This is a genomic window from Pseudomonas sp. IPO3774, from assembly GCF_013386835.1.
GTDB lineage: Bacteria > Pseudomonadota > Gammaproteobacteria > Pseudomonadales > Pseudomonadaceae > Aquipseudomonas.
In genome coordinates this window covers 20,818-39,148 of the sequence record NZ_JACAQY010000055.1, presented here as the reverse complement: position 1 = coordinate 39,148, position 18,331 = coordinate 20,818, and the positions used below count along the sequence as shown (strand labels likewise).

General features: G+C 61.2%; 13 protein-coding genes and 4 tRNA genes. 8 read left to right on the top strand and 9 right to left on the bottom strand.

The annotated features are described in order from the left end of the window. Nucleotides 1–36 precede the first annotated feature (36 nt). The 3 genes from preA to hydA all read right to left on the bottom strand — a co-directional run bounded on the left by preA (nt 37) and on the right by hydA (nt 4,281). Entirely contained in the window at nt 37–1,311 is a 1,275-nt protein-coding gene (gene preA, locus HYE77_RS26185; RefSeq protein WP_003207829.1) for an NAD-dependent dihydropyrimidine dehydrogenase subunit PreA, read from the bottom strand. Continuing rightward, nucleotides 1,311–2,678, bottom strand: a complete 1,368-nt coding sequence (locus HYE77_RS26180) for an NAD(P)-dependent oxidoreductase (RefSeq protein WP_087694481.1) — start codon at nt 2,676–2,678, stop codon at nt 1,311–1,313. The genes preA and HYE77_RS26180 overlap by 1 nt, the downstream gene beginning before the upstream one ends. Nucleotides 2,679–2,841: 163 nt before the next feature. Next, nucleotides 2,842–4,281, bottom strand: coding sequence for a dihydropyrimidinase (hydA, locus tag HYE77_RS26175; RefSeq protein ID WP_177069807.1), 1,440 nt, complete (start codon nt 4,279–4,281; stop codon nt 2,842–2,844). 601 nt (nt 4,282–4,882) lie between these two features. Between hydA and HYE77_RS26170 the strand changes: the two genes are divergently transcribed. Together HYE77_RS26170 and HYE77_RS26165 are read left to right on the top strand one after the other, a co-directional pair. Further along, nucleotides 4,883–6,370 (top strand): NCS1 family nucleobase:cation symporter-1, encoded by a 1,488-nt coding sequence (locus HYE77_RS26170; protein ID WP_003207834.1) that lies wholly within the window; start codon nt 4,883–4,885, stop codon nt 6,368–6,370. Between the two features lie 179 nt (nt 6,371–6,549). Then, nucleotides 6,550–7,833 (top strand): Zn-dependent hydrolase, encoded by a 1,284-nt coding sequence (locus tag HYE77_RS26165; RefSeq protein ID WP_003207837.1) that lies wholly within the window; start codon nt 6,550–6,552, stop codon nt 7,831–7,833. 142 nt (nt 7,834–7,975) lie between these two features. On the opposite strand, the gene HYE77_RS26160 is transcribed toward HYE77_RS26165, so the two are convergent. The 3 genes from HYE77_RS26160 to HYE77_RS26150 are packed head-to-tail and all read right to left on the bottom strand — an operon-like array spanning nt 7,976 to nt 13,755. Continuing rightward, on the bottom strand, nt 7,976–9,394 hold the full coding sequence (locus HYE77_RS26160) for an efflux transporter outer membrane subunit (protein ID WP_177028347.1): 1,419 nt from the start codon (nt 9,392–9,394) through the stop codon (nt 7,976–7,978). Further along, on the bottom strand, nt 9,378–10,544 hold the full coding sequence (locus HYE77_RS26155) for an efflux RND transporter periplasmic adaptor subunit (protein ID WP_177028348.1): 1,167 nt from the start codon (nt 10,542–10,544) through the stop codon (nt 9,378–9,380). Before HYE77_RS26155 ends, HYE77_RS26160 begins: the two co-directional genes overlap by 17 nt. After that, nucleotides 10,534–13,755 carry an efflux RND transporter permease subunit gene (locus HYE77_RS26150; protein WP_087693205.1) on the bottom strand — a complete coding sequence of 1,074 codons (3,222 nt, stop codon included), beginning with the start codon at nt 13,753–13,755 and terminating at the stop codon, nt 10,534–10,536. Before HYE77_RS26150 ends, HYE77_RS26155 begins: the two co-directional genes overlap by 11 nt. Nucleotides 13,756–13,971: 216 nt before the next feature. Here HYE77_RS26150 and HYE77_RS26145 point away from each other — a divergent pair, with 216 nt between their 5' ends. Next, nucleotides 13,972–14,382, top strand: coding sequence for a hypothetical protein (locus tag HYE77_RS26145; RefSeq protein ID WP_003207845.1), 411 nt, complete (start codon nt 13,972–13,974; stop codon nt 14,380–14,382). 4 nt (nt 14,383–14,386) lie between these two features. On the opposite strand, the gene HYE77_RS26140 is transcribed toward HYE77_RS26145, so the two are convergent. Continuing rightward, nucleotides 14,387–14,548, bottom strand: a complete 162-nt coding sequence (locus HYE77_RS26140) for a hypothetical protein (protein WP_003207847.1) — start codon at nt 14,546–14,548, stop codon at nt 14,387–14,389. Nucleotides 14,549–14,811: 263 nt separating this feature from the next. Here HYE77_RS26140 and HYE77_RS26135 point away from each other — a divergent pair, with 263 nt between their 5' ends. After that, nucleotides 14,812–15,441: a peptidase C39 family protein gene (locus tag HYE77_RS26135; RefSeq protein ID WP_177069840.1), complete on the top strand. Its 630-nt coding sequence runs from the start codon at nt 14,812–14,814 to the stop codon at nt 15,439–15,441. Nucleotides 15,442–15,487: 46 nt separating this feature from the next. Here HYE77_RS26135 and pbpG read toward each other — a convergent pair whose 3' ends face one another. Together pbpG and folD are read right to left on the bottom strand one after the other, a co-directional pair. Next, complete coding sequence (pbpG, locus tag HYE77_RS26130) at nt 15,488–16,420, bottom strand: D-alanyl-D-alanine endopeptidase (RefSeq protein WP_003207851.1); 933 nt, start codon at nt 16,418–16,420, stop codon at nt 15,488–15,490. Nucleotides 16,421–16,629: 209 nt separating this feature from the next. After that, nucleotides 16,630–17,484, bottom strand: coding sequence for a bifunctional methylenetetrahydrofolate dehydrogenase/methenyltetrahydrofolate cyclohydrolase FolD (gene folD / locus HYE77_RS26125; RefSeq protein WP_003207853.1), 855 nt, complete (start codon nt 17,482–17,484; stop codon nt 16,630–16,632). Nucleotides 17,485–17,714: 230 nt separating this feature from the next. On the opposite strand from folD, the gene HYE77_RS26120 reads away from it, so the two are divergent. The 4 genes from HYE77_RS26120 (at nt 17,715) to HYE77_RS26105 (ending at nt 18,198) form a co-directional block, all read left to right on the top strand. Further along, nucleotides 17,715–17,791: transfer RNA gene (locus HYE77_RS26120), tRNA-Arg, on the top strand. Between the two features lie 32 nt (nt 17,792–17,823). Continuing rightward, nucleotides 17,824–17,899, top strand: a tRNA-His gene (locus HYE77_RS26115). 56 nt (nt 17,900–17,955) lie between these two features. Next, nucleotides 17,956–18,040 (top strand) — tRNA-Leu (locus HYE77_RS26110). 82 nt (nt 18,041–18,122) lie between these two features. Then, nucleotides 18,123–18,198, top strand: a tRNA-His gene (locus tag HYE77_RS26105). The last annotated feature ends 133 nt before the right edge of the window (nt 18,199–18,331 follow it).

Sequence of the window (18,331 nt, the reverse complement as noted above, 5' to 3'; positions counted from 1 at the left end):
GCATTCCCACGCGGAGCGTGGGAACGATCATTCAGGCTACACCGCCTCGCGGTAGGGGTTCCTCGGATCCTGCGTCCAGTTCAAAAACGGCTTCCCGGTATCCACCGGCACCATCTCGATACAGTCCGCCACCGGGCAGGTGATCTGGCACAGGTTGCACCCCACGCACTCATCATCGATCACCTCGTATTTATGTGTCCCATCCGCCTGCTTCAAGCTGGCAATCGCCTGGTGCGACGTATCTTCACAGGCAATATGGCAACGCCCACAGCCAATACATGCCGCCTGGTCAATTTTGGCGATCACCTGGTAATTGATATCCAGGTACTTCCAATCCGTCGTATTGCCCACCGCCCGCCCGGAAAATTCCTGCAGGCTGCTGTAACCCTGGCTGTCCATCCACCGCGACAGCCCGTCCTTCATTTCTTCGACAATCCGAAACCCATGCAGCATCGCCGCCGTGCACACCTGCACCGCGCCGCAGCCCAGCGCGACGAATTCCGCTGCATCGCGCCAGTTGCCAATCCCGCCAATCCCGCAGATCGGCAAGCCTTGTGTCTGTGGGTCCCGGGCAATCTCCGCCACCATGTTCAGCGCAATCGGTTTCACCGCCGAGCCGCAGTAACCCCCGTGGGTGCTTTGGGTGCCGACCATCGGCAGGGCGACCATGCGCTCCAGGTCGACACTGGTGATGGAGTTGATGGTGTTGATCAGCGACACCGCATCCGCGCCCCCGCGATACGCTGCCCGCGCCGCCACGCGTATGTCGGTGATGTTCGGCGTGAGCTTGACGATCACCGGCAGCGAGCAATAGGTCTTGCACCAGCGCGTCACCTGTTCCACATACTCCGGCACCTGGCCCACCGCCGCGCCCATGCCGCGTTCCGGCATGCCGTGGGGGCAGCCGAAGTTCAGCTCGATGCCGTCACAGCCGGTGGCTTCCACCAGTGGCAGGATGTGCTTCCACGACTCCTCAACACACGGCACCATCAATGACACGATCAGCGCGCGGTCCGGCCAGTCCTTTTTCACCTGGGTGATTTCCCGCAGGTTGATCTCCAGGGAGCGGTCGGTAATCAGCTCGATATTGTTGATGCCGAGCACTTCACGGTTGGCACCAAAGTGCGCCGAGTAGCGCGATGAGACGTTGACCGCGGCCGGGTCTTCGCCGAGGGTTTTCCAGACCACGCCGCCCCAGCCTGCTTCAAAGGCGCGGACCACGTTGTAGGCCTTGTCGGTAGGCGGCGCGGAGGCCAGCCAGAACGGATTGGGGGCTTTGATACCGGCGAATACAATCGAGAGATCGGCCATTACGCAGCCTCCACATTCAGCATGAGTTGGGCGTGCATGGCTTGCGCGGCCAGCTTGCCATGTTGCACGGCCTGGACGGTGAGGTCCTGGCCGAGGCTGACGCAATCGCCGCCGGCGTACACACCGGGGATGCTGGTGCGCAGCTGTTCGTTGACGAAGATCCGATCGCCCTGGCGTTGCAGTTGGTGGGCCAGCGGGTCGTGCAGCGCCTCGTCGTCGAAGCCTTGGCCGATGGCCTTGAAGATCGCGTCGGCGGCCAGTTCGAAGGTCTCGCCGGTGGCTTGCAGGCGGCCATCGACCATGCGGGTGCGGGCGAAACGCATGCCGCGCACATGGCCCTGGTCGTCGAGCAACACTTCTTCGGGCTGGGCCCAGGTCAGCAGGCGTACCTGGTTGGCCTTGGCGATGTCCTGCTCATGGCCGGTGGCGCCCATTTCAGCCAGGCCACGGCGATACACCAGGTTGACGTCACGAGCACCGAGGCGGGCCATTTGCACCGCCATGTCGATGGCCGTGTTGCCGGCGCCGAGCACGATGCAACGGTCGGCCAGGGGCAGTTGACTGAGGTCGTCGGCCTGGCGCAGTTCACGGATGTAGTCGGTGGCGGCGAGCAGGCCGGGGGCGTCCTCGTGTGGCAGGCCGAGCTGTTTGCTGGCAGCCAGGCCAAGGCCGAGGAACACTGCATCGAACTGCTGGTGCAGTTCGCTCAAGGTCAGGTTGTCGCCCAGGCGCTGGCCGTGACGGATCTCGATGCCGCCAATTTGCAGGAGGAAATCCAGTTCCTTTTGCGCGAAGTCATCCACCAGCTTGTACTTGGCGATCCCGTATTCATTCAGGCCGCCGGCTTTTTCCCGGGCTTCGAAAATCACCACGTCATGGCCGTGCAAGGCGCTGCGATGGGCGCAGGACAACCCCGCAGGCCCGGCGCCGACCACCGCGATGCGTTTGCCAGTGGGCGCGGCGCGCTGGAACGGGTGTTCGCTGAAGTGCGCGTTGTCCACCGCGTAGCGCTGCAACAGGCCGATCAGCACCGGGGCGCATTCCTCGGCATTGTTGCGCACGCAGGCTTGCTGGCAGAGGATTTCCGTCGGGCAGACCCGGGCGCAACTGCCGCCGAGGATATTCGCCGAGAGAATCTTCTGCGCGGCGCCCTGGACGTTCTCCGTGTGGATATTGCGGATGAACGACGGGATATCGATCTCGCTGGGGCACGCGTTAACGCACGGCGCGTCGTAGCAGTAGAGGCAGCGCGAGGCTTCCAGTTGGGCTTGCCGGGCATTGAGCGGCGGCGCCAGGTCGGTGAAATGCGCGGCGAGGGCCGCCGCATCTTCATGGGGGTGGGGAAGATGGTTCAGGGTCTGGATCACGGTATTGGCCTCACGGTTTTTGAGGTGCTGCCTCTGGTGGGCAGTGGTTTTTTTGTTGCCGGTACCGGCCTCTTCGCGAGCAAGCCCGCTCCCACATTCGACTGCATTTATCCTGTTGGAATGGGGGCGAATGTGGGAGCGGGCTTGCTCGCGAATGGCGGCCTCAGCGTTTCACAGCAACCGGCCTGGAACGCTCCGCCCGCTTGCCCAACTGCTCAAACACCGGCGGATACGTCGGCCGTTCGATATACCGACCCGCACCCCGTTCGGCGCGCAAATCCCCATCCGCCCAGACCAGCTTGCCCTGGCTGATGGTATGGCTCGGCACGCCGCGCACGGTCTTGCCTTCGAAGATGTTGAAGTCGACTTTCTGGTGGTGAGTCTTCGCGGAAATGGTCCGTGTGCCTTGCGGGTCCCACAGCACCAGGTCAGCATCGGCCCCCACGCGGATCGCTCCTTTGCGTGGATACAGGTTGAAGATCTTCGCGGTGTTGGTAGACGTCAGCGCAACGAATTCCTGCATCGACAAGCGCCCAGTGTTCACGCCCTCATCCCACAACAGCGCCATGCGGTCTTCGATACCGGCAGTGCCATTGGGAATTTTGCTGAAGTCATCCCGCCCGGCGGCTTTTTGCTCGGCGCAGAAGCAGCAATGGTCGGTGGCGGTGGTGTGCAGGTTGCCCGATTGCAAGCCATGCCACAGTGCCTCCTGATGCCCGCGCGGGCGGAAGGGCGGGCTCATCACATAGCCGGCGGCGGTCTGCCAGTCGGGGTGTTGATACACGCTGTCGTCCAGCAGCAGATGCCCGGCCAATACTTCGCCGTACACCGGCTGGCCCTTGCTGCGGGCGTAGGTGATTTCATCCAGCGCTTCCTTGGTGGACACGTGCACCAGGTACAGCGGCGTGCCGATGGTTTCGGCAATCCTGATCGCCCGGCTGGCGGCTTCACCTTCCACCTGCGAAGGCCGCGACAACGGATGCGCTTCAGGCCCGGTAATGCCCTGGGCCATCAGCTTGCGTTGCAGGTGATACACCAGCTCGCCGTTTTCGGCATGCACCGTCGGTACCGCACCCAGTTCCAGGCAGCGTTCGAAGCTCGCCACCAAGGTGTCGTCGGCGGCCATGATCGCGTTCTTGTACGCCATGAAATGCTTGAAGCTGTTGATGCCGTGTTGGCTCACCAGCTCGGCCATTTCCTCGCGGACCTGCTCGCTCCACCAGGTAATGGCGACGTGAAAGCCGTAGTCGGACGCCGACTTCTCGGCCCAGCCGCGCCACTGATGGAAGGCTTCCAACAGGGATTGCTGCGGGTTGGGAATCACGAAGTCGATGATCGACGTGGTACCGCCCGCCAACCCGGCGGCCGTGCCACTGAAAAAATCTTCACTGGCCACGGTGCCCATGAAGGGCAACTGCATATGGGTGTGGGGGTCGATGCCGCCGGGCATCAGGTATTGACCGCTGCCGTCGAGTATCTCGGTGCCGGCGGGAATATCCAGATCAGTGCCAATGGCGCGAATTAGACCGTCTGCGCATAAAACATCGGCTCGGTAACTTTCATCATGGGTAATAACGGTAGCGCCACGGATCAACAGCGACATGTCGAGTTCCTCACAGGCTTGACCGGCTTGTGCCAGTTCTAAGTGTTGTCATGCATCGCGCCGCTTGAAAATTAATTCCTGTCAGCGGTGACAGGAATAGAAACTAGCCCGAGTTTTTCGAATGAGCAAGAATATTTTTTATAAGCTTATGTCTGTAATAACTTATTGAATTTTAACGATAAAAAATCAAAATCACCAAAATGTAGCGGCCTCTCACCATTTTGACGCACTTGACAGGTTCCCAATATGAGCAACATTTCCTATTGCAAATCAGACGCTTGAGACATGCCTCTTGACGGGGCCGGTAAATAAAAATAATTGTGTTGCACCAGATTGAGTCCTGATGGTTCGGACAACTTCTGCGTTATTTGGCCTGAGTAACGCTGAAAGTAACGAGGGGCTCTTCGGTCGAGACAATAAAGCTGATAAACATCAGCAAGTTATACAAGCGGTGCGGGCAGGTTGACGGTTTACGGCACGGTTATTGAGTGCGGTGGCGGTTGGCCGGGTCCCGGATGTCATGTTGTCAACGAGGTACTCCGGCCATCCCGTGCACGTCACGGGATGAGCAAAAATAATTCGAAAAAACCGTGGAGCGGCCATGCAACAGAACAGATCGCAAGTCATTGAGCGCAACGGCCTGTACGAACTCGACGCCGGCCCCGACGTCCTCGACAGCCCCCGCTACAACCACGACATGGCACCGACCAAGGTGCGCGAACGCACCTGGAACAAGTGGCACATCACCGCGCTGTGGATCGGCATGTCGGTGTGTGTGCCGACCTACACCCTGGGCGGCGTGCTCACCGCGTACTTCGGGTTGTCGGTGGGCGAGGCGCTGATGGCGATCCTGCTGGCCAATATCGTGGTGCTGATCCCGCTGACCCTCAACGCCTTCCCCGGTACCAAGTACGGCATCCCGTTTCCGGTGTTGCTGCGCTCGTCCTTCGGCGTGCTCGGCTCCAACGTGCCGTGCCTGATCCGCGCGCTGGTGGCGTGTGGCTGGTTCGGTATCCAGACGATGTTTGGCGGCCTGGCGATCCACCTGTTCCTGGGGTCGATTTTCGAGGGTTGGAAATCCCTTGGCGGCACCGGTGAAGTGATCGGCTTCATGATCTTCTGGACCCTGAACCTGTGGGTGGTATTGCGTGGCGCCGAGTCGATCAAATGGCTGGAAACCCTGTCGGCACCGCTGCTGGTGGCGGTGGGTATCGGGCTGCTGGTGTGGGCGCTGCCGAATGTGTCGCTGACCGAGCTGATGGCGATCCCGCCCAAACGTCCCGAAGGCGCCAGCCTCACCGGCTACTTCATGGCGGGCCTGACGGCGATGGTGGGTTTCTGGGCCACCTTGTCGTTGAACATCCCCGACTTCAGCCGCTACGCCAAAAGCCAGAAAGACCAGATCCTCGGGCAGATTTTCGGCCTGCCGCTGACCATGTTCCTGTTCGCCGCCCTCGGCGTGATCATGACCGCCGCCTCGGTAAAACTGGTGGGCGTCAGCGTCTCCGATCCGGTGACCCTGATCGGCCATATCCAGAGCCCGGTGTGGGTGGCCGTGGCGATGGCGCTGATCATCATCGCCACCTTGTCCACCAACACCGCGGCGAACATCGTCTCGCCCACCAACGACTTCCAGAACATCGCCCCCAAGCTGATCAACCGCACCACAGCGGTGGTGCTCACCGGCCTGGTGGGCCTGGCGCTGATGGCCCACGAACTGCTGAAAAAGCTCGGGCTGATCATTTCCGACGTGAGCCTGGAAACCGTCTATTCCAACTGGTTGCTGGGTTACTCAAGCCTCTTGGGGCCGATCGCCGGGATCATGGTGGTGGACTATTTCATCATCAAGAAACAGCAACTGGACCTCGCCGGTTTGTATCGCGATGACGTGTACCCGGCGTGGAACTGGCATGGCTTCCTGGCGTTTGGCGTGCCGGTGGTGTTGACGTTGCTGTCCCTGGGCAGCGACGCGTTCAGCTGGTTCTACAGCTATGGCTGGTTCACCGGCTCGGCGCTCGGTGGCCTGTTGTATTACGCCCTCTGCATGAAGCGCGGGGCTCGTGTGGTCGCCGTGAAAACACCGCTTTAATCGATGTGGAATGCAATCAAATGTGGGAGCGGGCTTGCTCGCGAATACGGTGTGCCAGTCGCCAGATGTGTTAGCTGAATCACCGCCTTCGCGAGCAAGCCCGCTCCCACATTTTTGATCGCAGTCCTCCAGTGAGAGTCTGGTCAAATTTATAAGAACTACTGCCTGAGGAGACCCCCATGAACGCTGCCATAGACGTTCTGCAATCCACCCATCAGCACATCAACCGCGATCGTCTGTGGCTGTCCCTGATGGAACTCGCCAAGCTCGGCGCCACCCCCAAGGGCGGCGTCTGCCGCCTGGCCCTGACCGACCTCGATCGCCAGGCCCGCGACCTGTTTGTGAAGTGGTGCGAGGAAGCGGGCTGTACCGTGACCATCGATGGCGTCGGCAATATCTTCGCCCGCCGGCCGGGGCGCAATCCCCAGTTGCCGCCGGTGATGACCGGCAGCCATATCGACACCCAGCCCACCGGCGGCAAGTTTGATGGCTGTTTTGGCGTGCTGGCGGGCGTTGAGGTATTGCGCACCCTCAATGACCTGAAGGTGGAAACCGAAGCGCCGCTGGAAGTGGTGGTGTGGACCAACGAAGAAGGCTCGCGCTTTCCTCCCTGCATGATGGGCTCCGGGGTGTTTGCCGAGAAATTCACCCTGGTCGACACGCTGGCCAAGACGGATGCCGATGGCGTGACCGTGGGCGATGCGCTGAATGCCATTGGGTATGCCGGATCACGCCCGGTGAGCGGGCACAAGGTGGGCGCATATTTCGAAGCACATATCGAGCAAGGTCCGATTCTTGAGGATGAAAAGAAAACCATCGGTGTGGTGCTGGGCGCCCTTGGCCAGAAATGGTTCGACCTGAAACTGCGGGGTGTCGAGGCGCATGCGGGGCCGACCCCGATGCACCTGCGCAAGGATGCCCTGGTCGGTGCCGCGGCCGTGGTGGCTGCAGTTAACGCGGCGGCGTTGGGTCATCAGCCTCACGCCTGCGGCACCGTCGGTTGCCTGCAAGCGTATCCGGGCTCACGCAACGTCATTCCTGGCGAAGTGCGCATGACCCTGGACTTCCGCCATCTGGAACCGGCGCGGCTGGATTCGATGATTGCCCAGGTGCGCAAAGTGATTGACGAAACCTGCGCCAAGCACGGCCTCACGTTCGAGATGACACCCACCGCTGACTTCCCGCCGCTGTACTTCGACAAAGGCTGCGTGGATGCCGTGCGTGATGCGGCCAATGGGTTGGGGTTGTCCAACATGGATATCGTGAGCGGGGCAGGGCATGACGCGATTTTCGTCGCGGAACTGGGGCCCGCGGGGATGATCTTTGTGCCGTGTGAAGGTGGCATCAGCCATAACGAAATCGAGAACGCGGCGCCGGATGATTTGGCGGCGGGGTGTGCGGTGTTGCTGAGGGCGATGGTGGCAGCTTCGGTGGCAATCGCCAGCGGTAAGTTGGCTGCCTGAGTACGTCCAGTCACTGCGATAAAATGTGGGAGCGGGCTTGCTCGCGAAGGCGGTGTGTCAGCCAGCATATCCGGTGCTGACCCACCGCCTTCGCGAGCAAGCCCGCTCCCACAGTTGATCACTGTCGTTCTTGAGACAGGTATCAGGCGTCGGGCTTCCAGCCTCCGCCCAGCGCCGTCACCAAACCCACACTCGCCTGCAACTGCCGCGTCTGCACCGCCTGCAACGTGCGCTGCGCCTGCAACGCCGCCGTCTGCGCCGTCACCACATCCAGATAGCTCACAGCCCCCGCCTGGTAACTGTTCATCGCCAGTGCCTGTGTGTGTTCGGCGGCATTCGCGGCGGCTTGTTCGTCCATCGCCTCCTGCTGCAAGTCGCGCAGTTGCCCAAGGTTGTCTTCCACCTCACGCACGGCTCTTAACACCTGGCTGCGATAGTGCGCCGAAGCCTCTTCAAACTCCGCCTTGGCCTGGCGCTCATTGGCGCTCAACCGGCCGCCATCAAAGATCGGCAGATTCACCAGCGGCCCCAGCGCCCAATACCGATTGGCGGCGGAGAACAAGTTGCCCACACCTTGGGTCTGCCCGCCAATCAAGCCGGTCAAACTGAAATCCGGGTACCACGCCGCCTTGGCCACGCCGATATTCGCGTTGGCCGCAAACACCCGTCGCTCGGCTGCCGCGATATCCGGCCGGCGTTGCAGCAGGTGGCTCGGCAGTTGTTGCGGAATCCCCGGCAGCGCGATCAATTGCTGGCTCGGCGGCAGCTGGAATTCACTGGCGGATACGCCCACCAATTCACCAATCGCATGCTCGGTGAGATTGCGTTGACCGCGCACATCGTCAAGCTGCGCCTGTGCTTCAGCCAGCTGATTCTGCGCCCGGGTCAGGTCGAGCTCCGAGGCGATCTGCCCCTCGTACCGGCTGCGGGTCAGTTTCAGCGCCTGGCCAAAATCATCCAGCGAACTGCTGAGAATCCGGCTCTGGGCATCCAGTCCGTTGAGCTGCACGTACAGCGTCGCCAACTGATGCTGCAGGCTCAGGCGTGCCACCGCCAAATCATCCCCGGAGGCTTGGGCCTGTGCATCGCCAGCCGCCACCTGGTTGCGGATTTTGCCCCACAGATCCAGATCGAAGCTCAGCGCGAACCCCGCCGTGTTGCTGTTGTACACCGAAGGCTGGGTATCACCCCGCAGTGGCCGATTGTCCGATTGCCGCTGGCGCAACGGTTGCGCGCTGGCGGTTATTTGCGGGAACAGCCCGGCATGCAACTGGCTGGCATACGCCTGGGACGCATCGAAATGCGCCAGCGCCGCCGCCAGGTCCGGGTTGGCCTTGAGCAGTTGTTCCTGCAGGTCGTTCAGGTGCGGGTCCTGATACAGCTGCCACCACTTCGGCGCCAGTTGGTCGGACGGTTGCGCGCTGTGCCACGGGCCGTCGCTGGTCTGTTCGCGGTACTTGGCCGGCAGGTCGATGGTCGGCGCCTTGTAGGTGGGCGCCAGCGAGCAACCGTGCAGTGCCACCAATACCAGGGCCGCGAGGGGTTTAAGCCTTGGACGCATGGGCACCTCCGGCATCGGCCATTTGCACGGCGTCGCCTTCGCGCAGTGCGTCGGGTGGGTTGTCGACTACGCGATCGGCGGGTTTCAGGCCCTGGTCAATCACCAGGCGCTCGCCGAGGTCGAGGCCGATGTGGATGTCTTGCAGGTGCACGTGGTTCTTGGCGTCCAGTACCGCGACCTGGGTGCCTTCGGCGCGGAAGATCAGGGCGCTGGCCGGGATGCTCACGCCATGGGTATCCGCCGGAATCGCCAGGGTGGCTTCGGCGTAGTCGCCGGGCAGCAACTTGCCGTCCGGGTTGTCGGCCACGAACTGTGCGAGCAGGGTGCCGGAGCGGCGGTCGATGGCGGTGGAGTCGCCCATCAGCTTCGCGCTGAAGTGTTCGCCGGGGTGCTCGGGTACCGTCAGTTGGGCGGCCAGCCCGGGATGAATCACCGCGGCGTAGTTCTGCGGCACCGGCACGTAGAGGCGCAGTTGGTGGGTGTCGGCGATGTCGAACAGTTCCGGATCGCTGTCGCTGTCAGCCTTGATCAACTGGCCGATGTCGGTGTTGCGCGCGGTGATCACACCGGCGAATGGCGCGCGAATGGTCTTGTAGTCTTCCAGCGCCGAGAGCCGCGCATAGTCAGCCTCAGCGGCCTGGGCGTTGGCCTTGGCGGCCAGGGCATTCGAGGTTTTTTCATCGGCCTCCTGGCGCGATACCGAATGGCTGTCCAGCAGGTTTTTCCAGCGGGTGGCGGTGGTTTGCGCCAGGCGTGCATTGGCCTGCTCCTGCACCATGCGCGCGTGGGTTTGCGCCACTTGCTGGTCGAGGTCGGGGCTGTCGATCTCGGCGAGAATCTGCCCGGCCTTGACCTGGCTGCCGATGTCGACTTTCCAGTCTTTCAGGTAACCGCTGACCCGCGCATGAATCGGTGCCTTGCTCCAGGCTTCCAGATGCGCGGGCAGGCGCAGGGTGTCGCCGGCCGCGTTCTGTTTGGGCTGGAACACCAGCACCTGCGGCACGGCGGCGGTTTCGGTCCAGGCGGTGACGGATTTTTCATGCATCGTACGGGCGTGCAGGCCGTTGGCGACCAACAGGGCGGCCAGTGTCAGGCCGCCGACACCCATGAGCATCAGACGCTTGCGCGAGGGTTTGTGATCAGACGACATGTGAAGTTTCTCCAGCAGCAGCGCGAGTAGGGTGACGACCGTGGACCAGGCTGAAGACCACGGGTACAAACAGCAAAGTGGCAGTGGTGGCGAGGATCAGGCCGCCGATCACGGCACGTCCCAGCGGCGCGTTTTGTTCTTCGGACAAGGCCAGCGGCAACATGCCGATGATCATCGCCAGGGCGGTCATGCAGACCGGGCGGAAACGGGTGTAGCCGGCTTCCAGTGCGGCCTTGAGTGCATCGCCATGTTCGGCCAGGCGCTCTCGGCAGAAGCTCACCACCAGGATCGAGTTGGCGGTGGCCACGCCCATACAGAGGATGGCCCCCGTGAGTGCGGGCACCGACAATGACGTGCCGCTGAGGAACAGCATCCAGACGATTCCCGCGAGCGCTGCCGGCAGTGCGGTGATGATCACGAACGGGTCGGTCCAGGACTGGAAGTTGACCACGATCAGCAGGTAGATCAGCACCACCGCACCGAGCAGGCCGAAGCTCAAGCCGTTGAACGCTTCATGCAGCGCATCGATCTGCCCGTGCAGGCTGATGGTCGCGCCTTTGGGGCGCATCGGGGCCATGTCGTTCAGCACTTTTTGCACATCGCTGGCGACGCCGCCGAGGTCGCGGCCTTGCACGTTGGCGTACAGGTCCAGGGTCGGCTCGATGTTGTAGTGGGTCACCACCGCCGGGCTTTGTACCCGCGAGATGGTCGCCACGCCGCCGAGGATCTGCGACTGACCATCGGCACCGGTTACCGGCAACGCTTCCAGGGACGGCAGGCTGTCGAGGCGGTATTGCGGGGTGGCTGCCACGATCGAATACGACACGCCGTTGGCCGGGTTGAGCCAGAACGTTGGTGCGGTTTGCGAGCTGCCGGCCAGGGACGCAACCATGCTGTTGGTTACGTCACGCTCGGTGATGCCCAGGCCGTTGGCACGCATGCGGTCCACGTTGACTTGCAGTGACGGGTAGCCGGTGGACTGCTGGATGCGCAGGTCGGCAATGCCCGGTATGTGTTTCAGGCGACGTTCCAGTTCGATGGCGTAGGCGCGGTTTTCTTCATCGCTGCGCCCGGAGATTTTCACGTCCAGCGGGGCCGGCGAACCGAAGTTGAGGATCTGGCTGCTGATGTCTGCCGGGAGGAATGCGAACTGGCTGCCGGGGAAGCTTTCGGGCAACGCTTCACGCAGTTTTTTCACGTAGTCGGCGGTGGGCGCATGGTCCTTTTTCAGGGTGACCTGGATATCGCCGTCCTGTGGGCCGATGGTGCCACTGCTGCTGTAGGCCATGTCGATGCCGCTCAGCGGGATGCCGATGTTGTCGACGATGGTGTCCAGTTCGTCGGCCGGAACGATCTCGCGAATCCGCGCTTCGATCCGGTCAAAGGCCGCCGCGCTCTCTTCGATGCGTGTGCCCAGCGGCAAGCGCACGTGCAGGGCCATGGCCCCGGCGTCGGTGGCCGGGAAGAAGTCCTGGCCCAGGCTTGGCAGCAGCAGGAACGAGGCGAGGATGCACGCCAGGAAGCCGATGATGAAGCGCTTGCGGGCGCCGAGGGCCAGGGTCAGCAGGCCGTGATAAACGTCCCGCACGTTGGAGAAGTGACGCTCAAAACCCTGCTGGAAATTCAGCACCGATTGCAGCACCGCGTTGCGCTGCGGTTTGTGCTGGTCGCCCTCGTGATGGTTGATGAATTCATCTTCCGGGTGATGACCTTCACCTTGCTCCGGCACGTGCGGCTTGAGCAGGAACATCGCCAGGGTCGGCACCAGGGTCCGCGACAGAATGAACGAGCTGGCCATGGCGAAAATCACCGCCAATGCCATCGGGCGGAACAGGTAGCCGGCGATGCCTTGCAGCATGAACATCGGCACAAATACGATGCAGATACACAGCAGGGACACGAACGCCGGGCCGACGATTTGCTTGGCGCCGTCGAGGATCGCGTCCTTCACCGCCTTGCCTTGTTCCAGGTGCCAGTTGATGTTCTCGATGGTCACTGTGGCGTCGTCCACCAGGATCCCCACCGCCAACGCCAGCCCGCCGAGGGTCATGACGTTGAGGGTTTGCCCGGTGGCCGCCAGCAGGGCGATGGCCGACAGCACCGCGAGGGGAATCGACGCGGCGATGATGATGGTCGAGCGCCAGCTGCCGAGGAACAGCAGGATCATCGCACTGGTCAGCAAGGCGGCGATGATGCCTTCCTGGGCCACGCTGCCCACCGACTGTTTGACGAACACCGAGGCGTCGCCGAGCAGTGAGGTCTTCAGCGACGGCGGCAGGGTTTCATTGATGCGCGGCAGCATCTGGCGGATGCCGTCGATGATCGACAGGGTGGAGATGCTGCCGTTTTTCAGGGCCGGCATCAGCACCGCACGGTGGCCGTCGACGCGCACGATGTTGGTCTGCGGCGGCGAGCCGTCACGCACGTGGGCCACCTGGCCGATGGTGATGATCGCACCGTCGACTGTCTTGATCGGCAAGTCGTTGAGCTCATCAATCGCCTTGGGGCTGTTGTTGAGCAAGATCGTGTATTCGTTGGGGCCGAGTTTGGCGGTACCCACCGGGATGATCTGGTTTTGCAGGGCCAGGGCGTTGCCCACGTCCTGTGCCGAGAGGCCTTTGGCGGCCAGCGCCTGGGGGTCAAGGTCGAGGGTGATCTGGCGTTGCTTGCCGCCCATTGGCGTGGGCATGGCCAGGCCGGGCAGGGCGCTCAGGGGCAAGCGGATGTTGTTCTGCACCAGGTCGCGGATCTTCGCTTCCGACAAGCTGGGGCTGGAGAACGCCATCTGCAGAATCGGCACCGTAGAGGCGCTGTAGTTGAGGATCAGCGGCGGCGTAATGCCCGGTGGCATCTGCTTGAGCACGGTTTGTGACACCGCTGTTACCTGGGCGTTGGCGGTGCGGATATCCACGCCGGGCTGGAAGAAAATCTTCACGATGCCCATGCCGGGTAACGACTGCGATTCAATGTGCTCGATGTCGTTGACGGTGGTACTCAGGGAGCGTTCGTAGGTGTAGATCACGCGACCGGCCATGGCGTCCGGAGACAGGCCGTTGTACTGCCAAACCACCGCAACGACGGGGATGCCAATATCGGGAAATACGTCAGTGGGGGTACGCAAGGCCGCCATGGGCCCGATGATGCAGATGAAAATTGCCAGCACGATAAACGTGTAGGGCTTGAGCAGTGCGGTCTTTACCAGCCCGAGCATGCCGTAACCTCCAAAGGAGTTGGATTGCAAACGCTCGCAGTCTTGACGGACCCACCTAACACGCACCTTTCAGCCAGGTGAAGGAAGATTTAGTTAACGGCTGAAGATCCTTTCATATGTATTCATTTGTTCAACAATGGTGACAGTAACAAGCTGGATACCGATCGAACGGGAGCTGTTTCGCCTGTTCACTCTTTATCCATTTGGAGTTCTGCCATGTCTCTCAAACCCTTGTTGTTGATCCCGGCCTTGAGTGCGGTCCTGTTGTTGTCGGCGTGTGCCGGCCCGATGCCGAAGGCGGACCCGAGCGAAGCCTGGATAGGCTTGCAAGAGGAGGCACCCAACGACCTGATGGCCGAGCGGGTAGACGGTAAAAACATTAATGATGGCCGCTACTTCGAAGTGAAACCCGGCGCGCATCGCCTGGACGTCACCTTGTTTGAAGAAGAGGCGGGGGATGATAACCAGCAGGATTGTCGCGGGCATGTGACCTACGGCAACTTCAAGGCCGGCGAGCATTACACCCTGGTGGAATCCAGCCTGGGTACGACGGTGCGTGCCGAGTTGAAGGATAGCCACGGCAAGGAATTGGCGCAGACCGAAGACTTCAGTTGCATGCCTGGCTAAGGCGTCAGGCGTGGTGCCCGGCGGGTTTGTGCAGCTTGCCGGGTGCTGCGGGTTTTACGTGTGGGTGATGGTGCCGGCGGGTCACGCGCATCACGCCCCACAGCATGGCGGCGGCGACGGCCAGCCAGCCACAGATCAAAAGCAGAATCGTTGTTGTCAGGCTCATAAGTGCCTCCTTTCGCCCGGTGCCGGGCACACACTGTCTTCTCAATGGACAGTCTAGCTATCCGCAGGTTGCCTGCTATTGACCAATGGTCGTGTGCGTCCAACTTGTTTGCTCTATCGCCGGCCTTTTACTGCGCTGCAAGGCTATACCCGCGCCCCGGAGCGTCCTATGATCAGGGCCCACGTCGACCGTTGATCAAGTGAGTGAAGAAGTTGCGGTTTCCCTCGAACATTAAAACCTCCTGGTGGGTCGCCGCCTGTTTCATGGGGCTGGCGGCCTGTTCCACGCATCCAAAACCCACGAGCATCCCGGGCCTGCCGGAGAGTGTCGAGCTCAAGGGCGTGCCGGCGTTTCGCGGTGAGACTTACCTCGGTGGCCCAGCCGCTCTTGCCAGCATGCTGTCTCAACAAGGCATTGTGATTACACCGGGGCTATTGGATAAGCCACTGCATTTGCCGGGCGCTGAAGCGGACCTTGAGCGCAACATGCAGGTGCTGGCCCGTGAATACGGGATGTTGGTGTACCCGCTGGAAGATCAGCTGCCGGCGCTGCTGGCACAGGTCGCGGCCGGGTACCCGGTGATGGCGCGTATCACCCAGGGCTCGACCTTCTGGGCCGGGCCGCGGTATGTCGTGGTGGTGGGTTACAACAAGCAGAAGAGCATGGTGCTGCTGCGTTCAGGCTTGGCGCGACGCATGCCGATGGATTTCAGTGCGTTTGAGTCGGCGTGGAAAGACGGCGGCAAGTGGGCGGTACTGATTCAGCGGCCCACCCAGTTGCCGGTCAAGGTCGACGCCCAGCGCTGGCAGCAGGCTGCCAGCGCCACCGCGCAGGCGGGCCAGGAACAGGCCGCGGCCCAAGCAGTCAAGGCACTGGCCAGTCAGGCCAAATAAAAAAACGGCGCTCAAGGGCGCCGTTTTTTATGTCGCTATTTACGGATCAGCGGGACTCGGTGACCTGAACATTCGCCCGTGGGCGGTTCTTCAGGTTCTTGTCAGCCTTGTAGCGCAATGCGACGTCTGGCACCGAGCCGCTCTTGCCGGTTTCGACCCAGCTGCGGATGCGCCCGGCATCGGCAAAGTGGGTGAATTTGCCGAAGGCATCGAGGATCACCAGCGACACCGGGCGATTACCCATGCTGGTCACCAGCACCAGGCAATGGCCGGCCTGGTTGGTAAAGCCGGTCTTGGTCAGCTTGATGTCCCAGTTGGCGCGGTTGATCAGGTGGTCAGTGTTGGAGAAACCCAGGGTGTAGTTGGGTTTGCGGAACGAGACGGTCTTTTCCTTGGTGGTGCTCAACTGGCTGAGCATCGGGTACTTGCGTGCGGCGGCCAGCAGCTTGCTCAGGTCGCGGGCGGTGGACACGTTATGGATCGACAGGCCGGTAGGTTCCACATAATGGGTACTGGTCATGCCCAGTGCCTTGGCCTTGGCGTTCATCGCTGCGATGAAGGCCGGGTAGCCGCCCGGGTAGTGGTGGGCCAGGCTGGCGGCGGCGCGGTTTTCCGAGGACATCAGGGCAATCAGCAACATCTCCTTGCGCGGCATCTCGCTGCCGATCTTGACCCGGGAGAACACGCCTTTCATCTCTGGCGTGTCCTTGATGTTGATGTCGATGTATTCATCCATGTTCTGCTTGGCTTCCAGCACGATCAGGCCGGTCATCAGTTTGCTCACCGAGGCGATCGGCACGATGACATCCGGGTTGCTGGCATAGATGACTTTGTTGGTCTGCAGGTCTACCACCATCGCACTGCCGGAGGCGATGTGCAGGGTGGACATGTCGCGGGGAGCGGTGGTGGTTTCGCTTGCGCTCGCGAAGGTGCCTGTCAATGCAAAAAATAGGCTGACAATGGAAAGATGAATTTTCACGCGGATGAACTCGCTAAAAAAAGTAGGGATATACCGTTCTGCACGGACTTTCTGATAAATGCCGTTACATTTTAGGAGTATGGATCAGAAACTGTCGAATGTTCTTCTGAAAACAGATGAAACCCCTTAAAAACAAAGAAAAAAGTACTTTTTATCCGGCCAATAAAAAGCCCTGCGATAAGGCAGGGCTCTTTCAGAACGGCTGGTTATTAGACGTGCAGGGTTTCGGCGGCGTACAGGGTGTTTTCCAGCAGGCAGGCACGGGTCATCGGGCCGACACCACCGGGTACCGGGGTGATCCAGCCGGCACGGGGCAGGGCGGTTTCGTACACCACGTCGCCCACGAGCTTGCCATCGTCCTGGCGGTTGATGCCCACGTCGATGACGATGGCGCCTTCCTTGATCCACTCACCCTTGACCAGGCCCGGCTTGCCGGCGGCGACGACCACCAGGTCGGCGCGGCCAACGTGGCCGGCCAGGTCCTTGGTGAAGCGGTGGGTCACGGTCACGGTGCAGCCGGCCAGCAGCAGTTCCATGGCCATCGGGCGACCGACGATGTTCGAGGCGCCGACGACGACGGCATCCAGGCCATACAGATCGACGCCGGTGCTTTCCAGCAGGGTCATGATGCCCTTCGGGGTGCACGGGCGCAGCAGCGGGATACGCTGGGCCAGGCGGCCGACGTTATAAGGGTGGAAACCGTCGACGTCCTTGTCCGGGCGGATGCGTTCGAGCAATTTCGACGCGTCCAGATGCTCGGGCAATGGCAGTTGCAGCAGGATGCCGTCGATGGCCGGATCGTCGTTGAGGCTGTCGATCAGGTCGGTGAGGGCCTGTTGGGTGGTGTCTTCAGCCAAGTCGTAGGCTTTGGAAATAAAGCCGACCTCTTCACAGTCTTTACGCTTGTGCGAGACATAAACCTGAGAGGCAGGATCGCTGCCGACCAGGATCACCGCGAGGCCCGGCGTGCGCAGGCCTTGTTGGCTGCGCTCGGCGACTCGTTTGGCGATCTGCTGGCGCAGGCTGGCGGCGATTGATTTGCCGTCGATAAGTTGTGCAGTCATTACGCGTGATTAACCATCGAGAGGGGGAAGAAAAGTGCGCGCATTCTCGCATGCCATGGCGTGAGGGCAAAGGCGCTTGGTCTGCAAATTCCCCTAACCCCTTAAATAAAATGAATTTTTTATAAAAAGGATTTGACGGGTTTCGGGTCCATCTATACTATTCGTCGCACTTGTCGGGCACAGCCTAGCACTGGTTAGTTTGTAATCCTCCAAGAGTACAGATTAATAAGGCGCCCGTAGCTCAGCTGGATAGAGCATCCGCCTTCTAAGCGGATGGTCGCAGGTTCGAGTCCTGCCGGGTGCGCCATTAGGCAGCTTTGGCACAAGTAGCGCAATATGGTGGGCGTAGCTCAGTTGGTAGAGCACGGGATTGTGACTCCCGTTGTCGAGGGTTCGATCCCCTTCGTCCACCCCATATTTAAAAAGGCGCCAGATTAATAGTCTGGCGCCTTTGCTTTAAAAGCTTCAAGCGCGGATGTGGTGGAATTGGTAGACACACTGGATTTAGGTTCCAGCGCCGCAAGGTGTAAGAGTTCGAGTCTCTTCATCCGCACCAAATAAAGTTTCGTGAAGGCCTGCGGGTCGGCGCGAAGCTCAACAAATAGCCTTTTTGACGGGCTTTTTGGTCACGCAATATGGTGGGCGTAGCTCAGTTGGTAGAGCACGGGATTGTGACTCCCGTTGTCGAGGGTTCGATCCCCTTCGTCCACCCCATATTTCGAAAGGCGCCAGATTAATAGTCTGGCGCCTTTTTTGTTTCAGCGGTTTGAGTTTCAACGCAGTCGCAGGTGTTGGGCTGCAGGGCAGGGCGTTTCGTCGTATTTATGTTTCGCGATGATGCCGCACT

Bases quoted from the DNA above. Each gene is read 5' to 3' on its own strand.
- preA (WP_003207829.1), bottom strand. From the start codon at position 1,311: ATGGCCGATCTCTCGATTGTATTCGCCGGTATCAAAGCCCCCAATCCG.
- hydA (WP_177069807.1), bottom strand. From the start codon at position 4,281: ATGTCGCTGTTGATCCGTGGCGCTACCGTTATTACCCATGATGAAAGT.
- HYE77_RS26170 (WP_003207834.1), top strand. From the start codon at position 4,883: ATGCAACAGAACAGATCGCAAGTCATTGAGCGCAACGGCCTGTACGAA.
- HYE77_RS26165 (WP_003207837.1), top strand. From the start codon at position 6,550: ATGAACGCTGCCATAGACGTTCTGCAATCCACCCATCAGCACATCAAC.
- HYE77_RS26160 (WP_177028347.1), bottom strand. From the start codon at position 9,394: ATGCGTCCAAGGCTTAAACCCCTCGCGGCCCTGGTATTGGTGGCACTG.
- HYE77_RS26155 (WP_177028348.1), bottom strand. From the start codon at position 10,544: ATGTCGTCTGATCACAAACCCTCGCGCAAGCGTCTGATGCTCATGGGT.
- HYE77_RS26150 (WP_087693205.1), bottom strand. From the start codon at position 13,755: ATGCTCGGGCTGGTAAAGACCGCACTGCTCAAGCCCTACACGTTTATC.
- HYE77_RS26145 (WP_003207845.1), top strand. From the start codon at position 13,972: ATGTCTCTCAAACCCTTGTTGTTGATCCCGGCCTTGAGTGCGGTCCTG.
- HYE77_RS26140 (WP_003207847.1), bottom strand. From the start codon at position 14,548: ATGAGCCTGACAACAACGATTCTGCTTTTGATCTGTGGCTGGCTGGCC.
- HYE77_RS26135 (WP_177069840.1), top strand. From the start codon at position 14,812: ATGGGGCTGGCGGCCTGTTCCACGCATCCAAAACCCACGAGCATCCCG.
- folD (WP_003207853.1), bottom strand. From the start codon at position 17,484: ATGACTGCACAACTTATCGACGGCAAATCAATCGCCGCCAGCCTGCGC.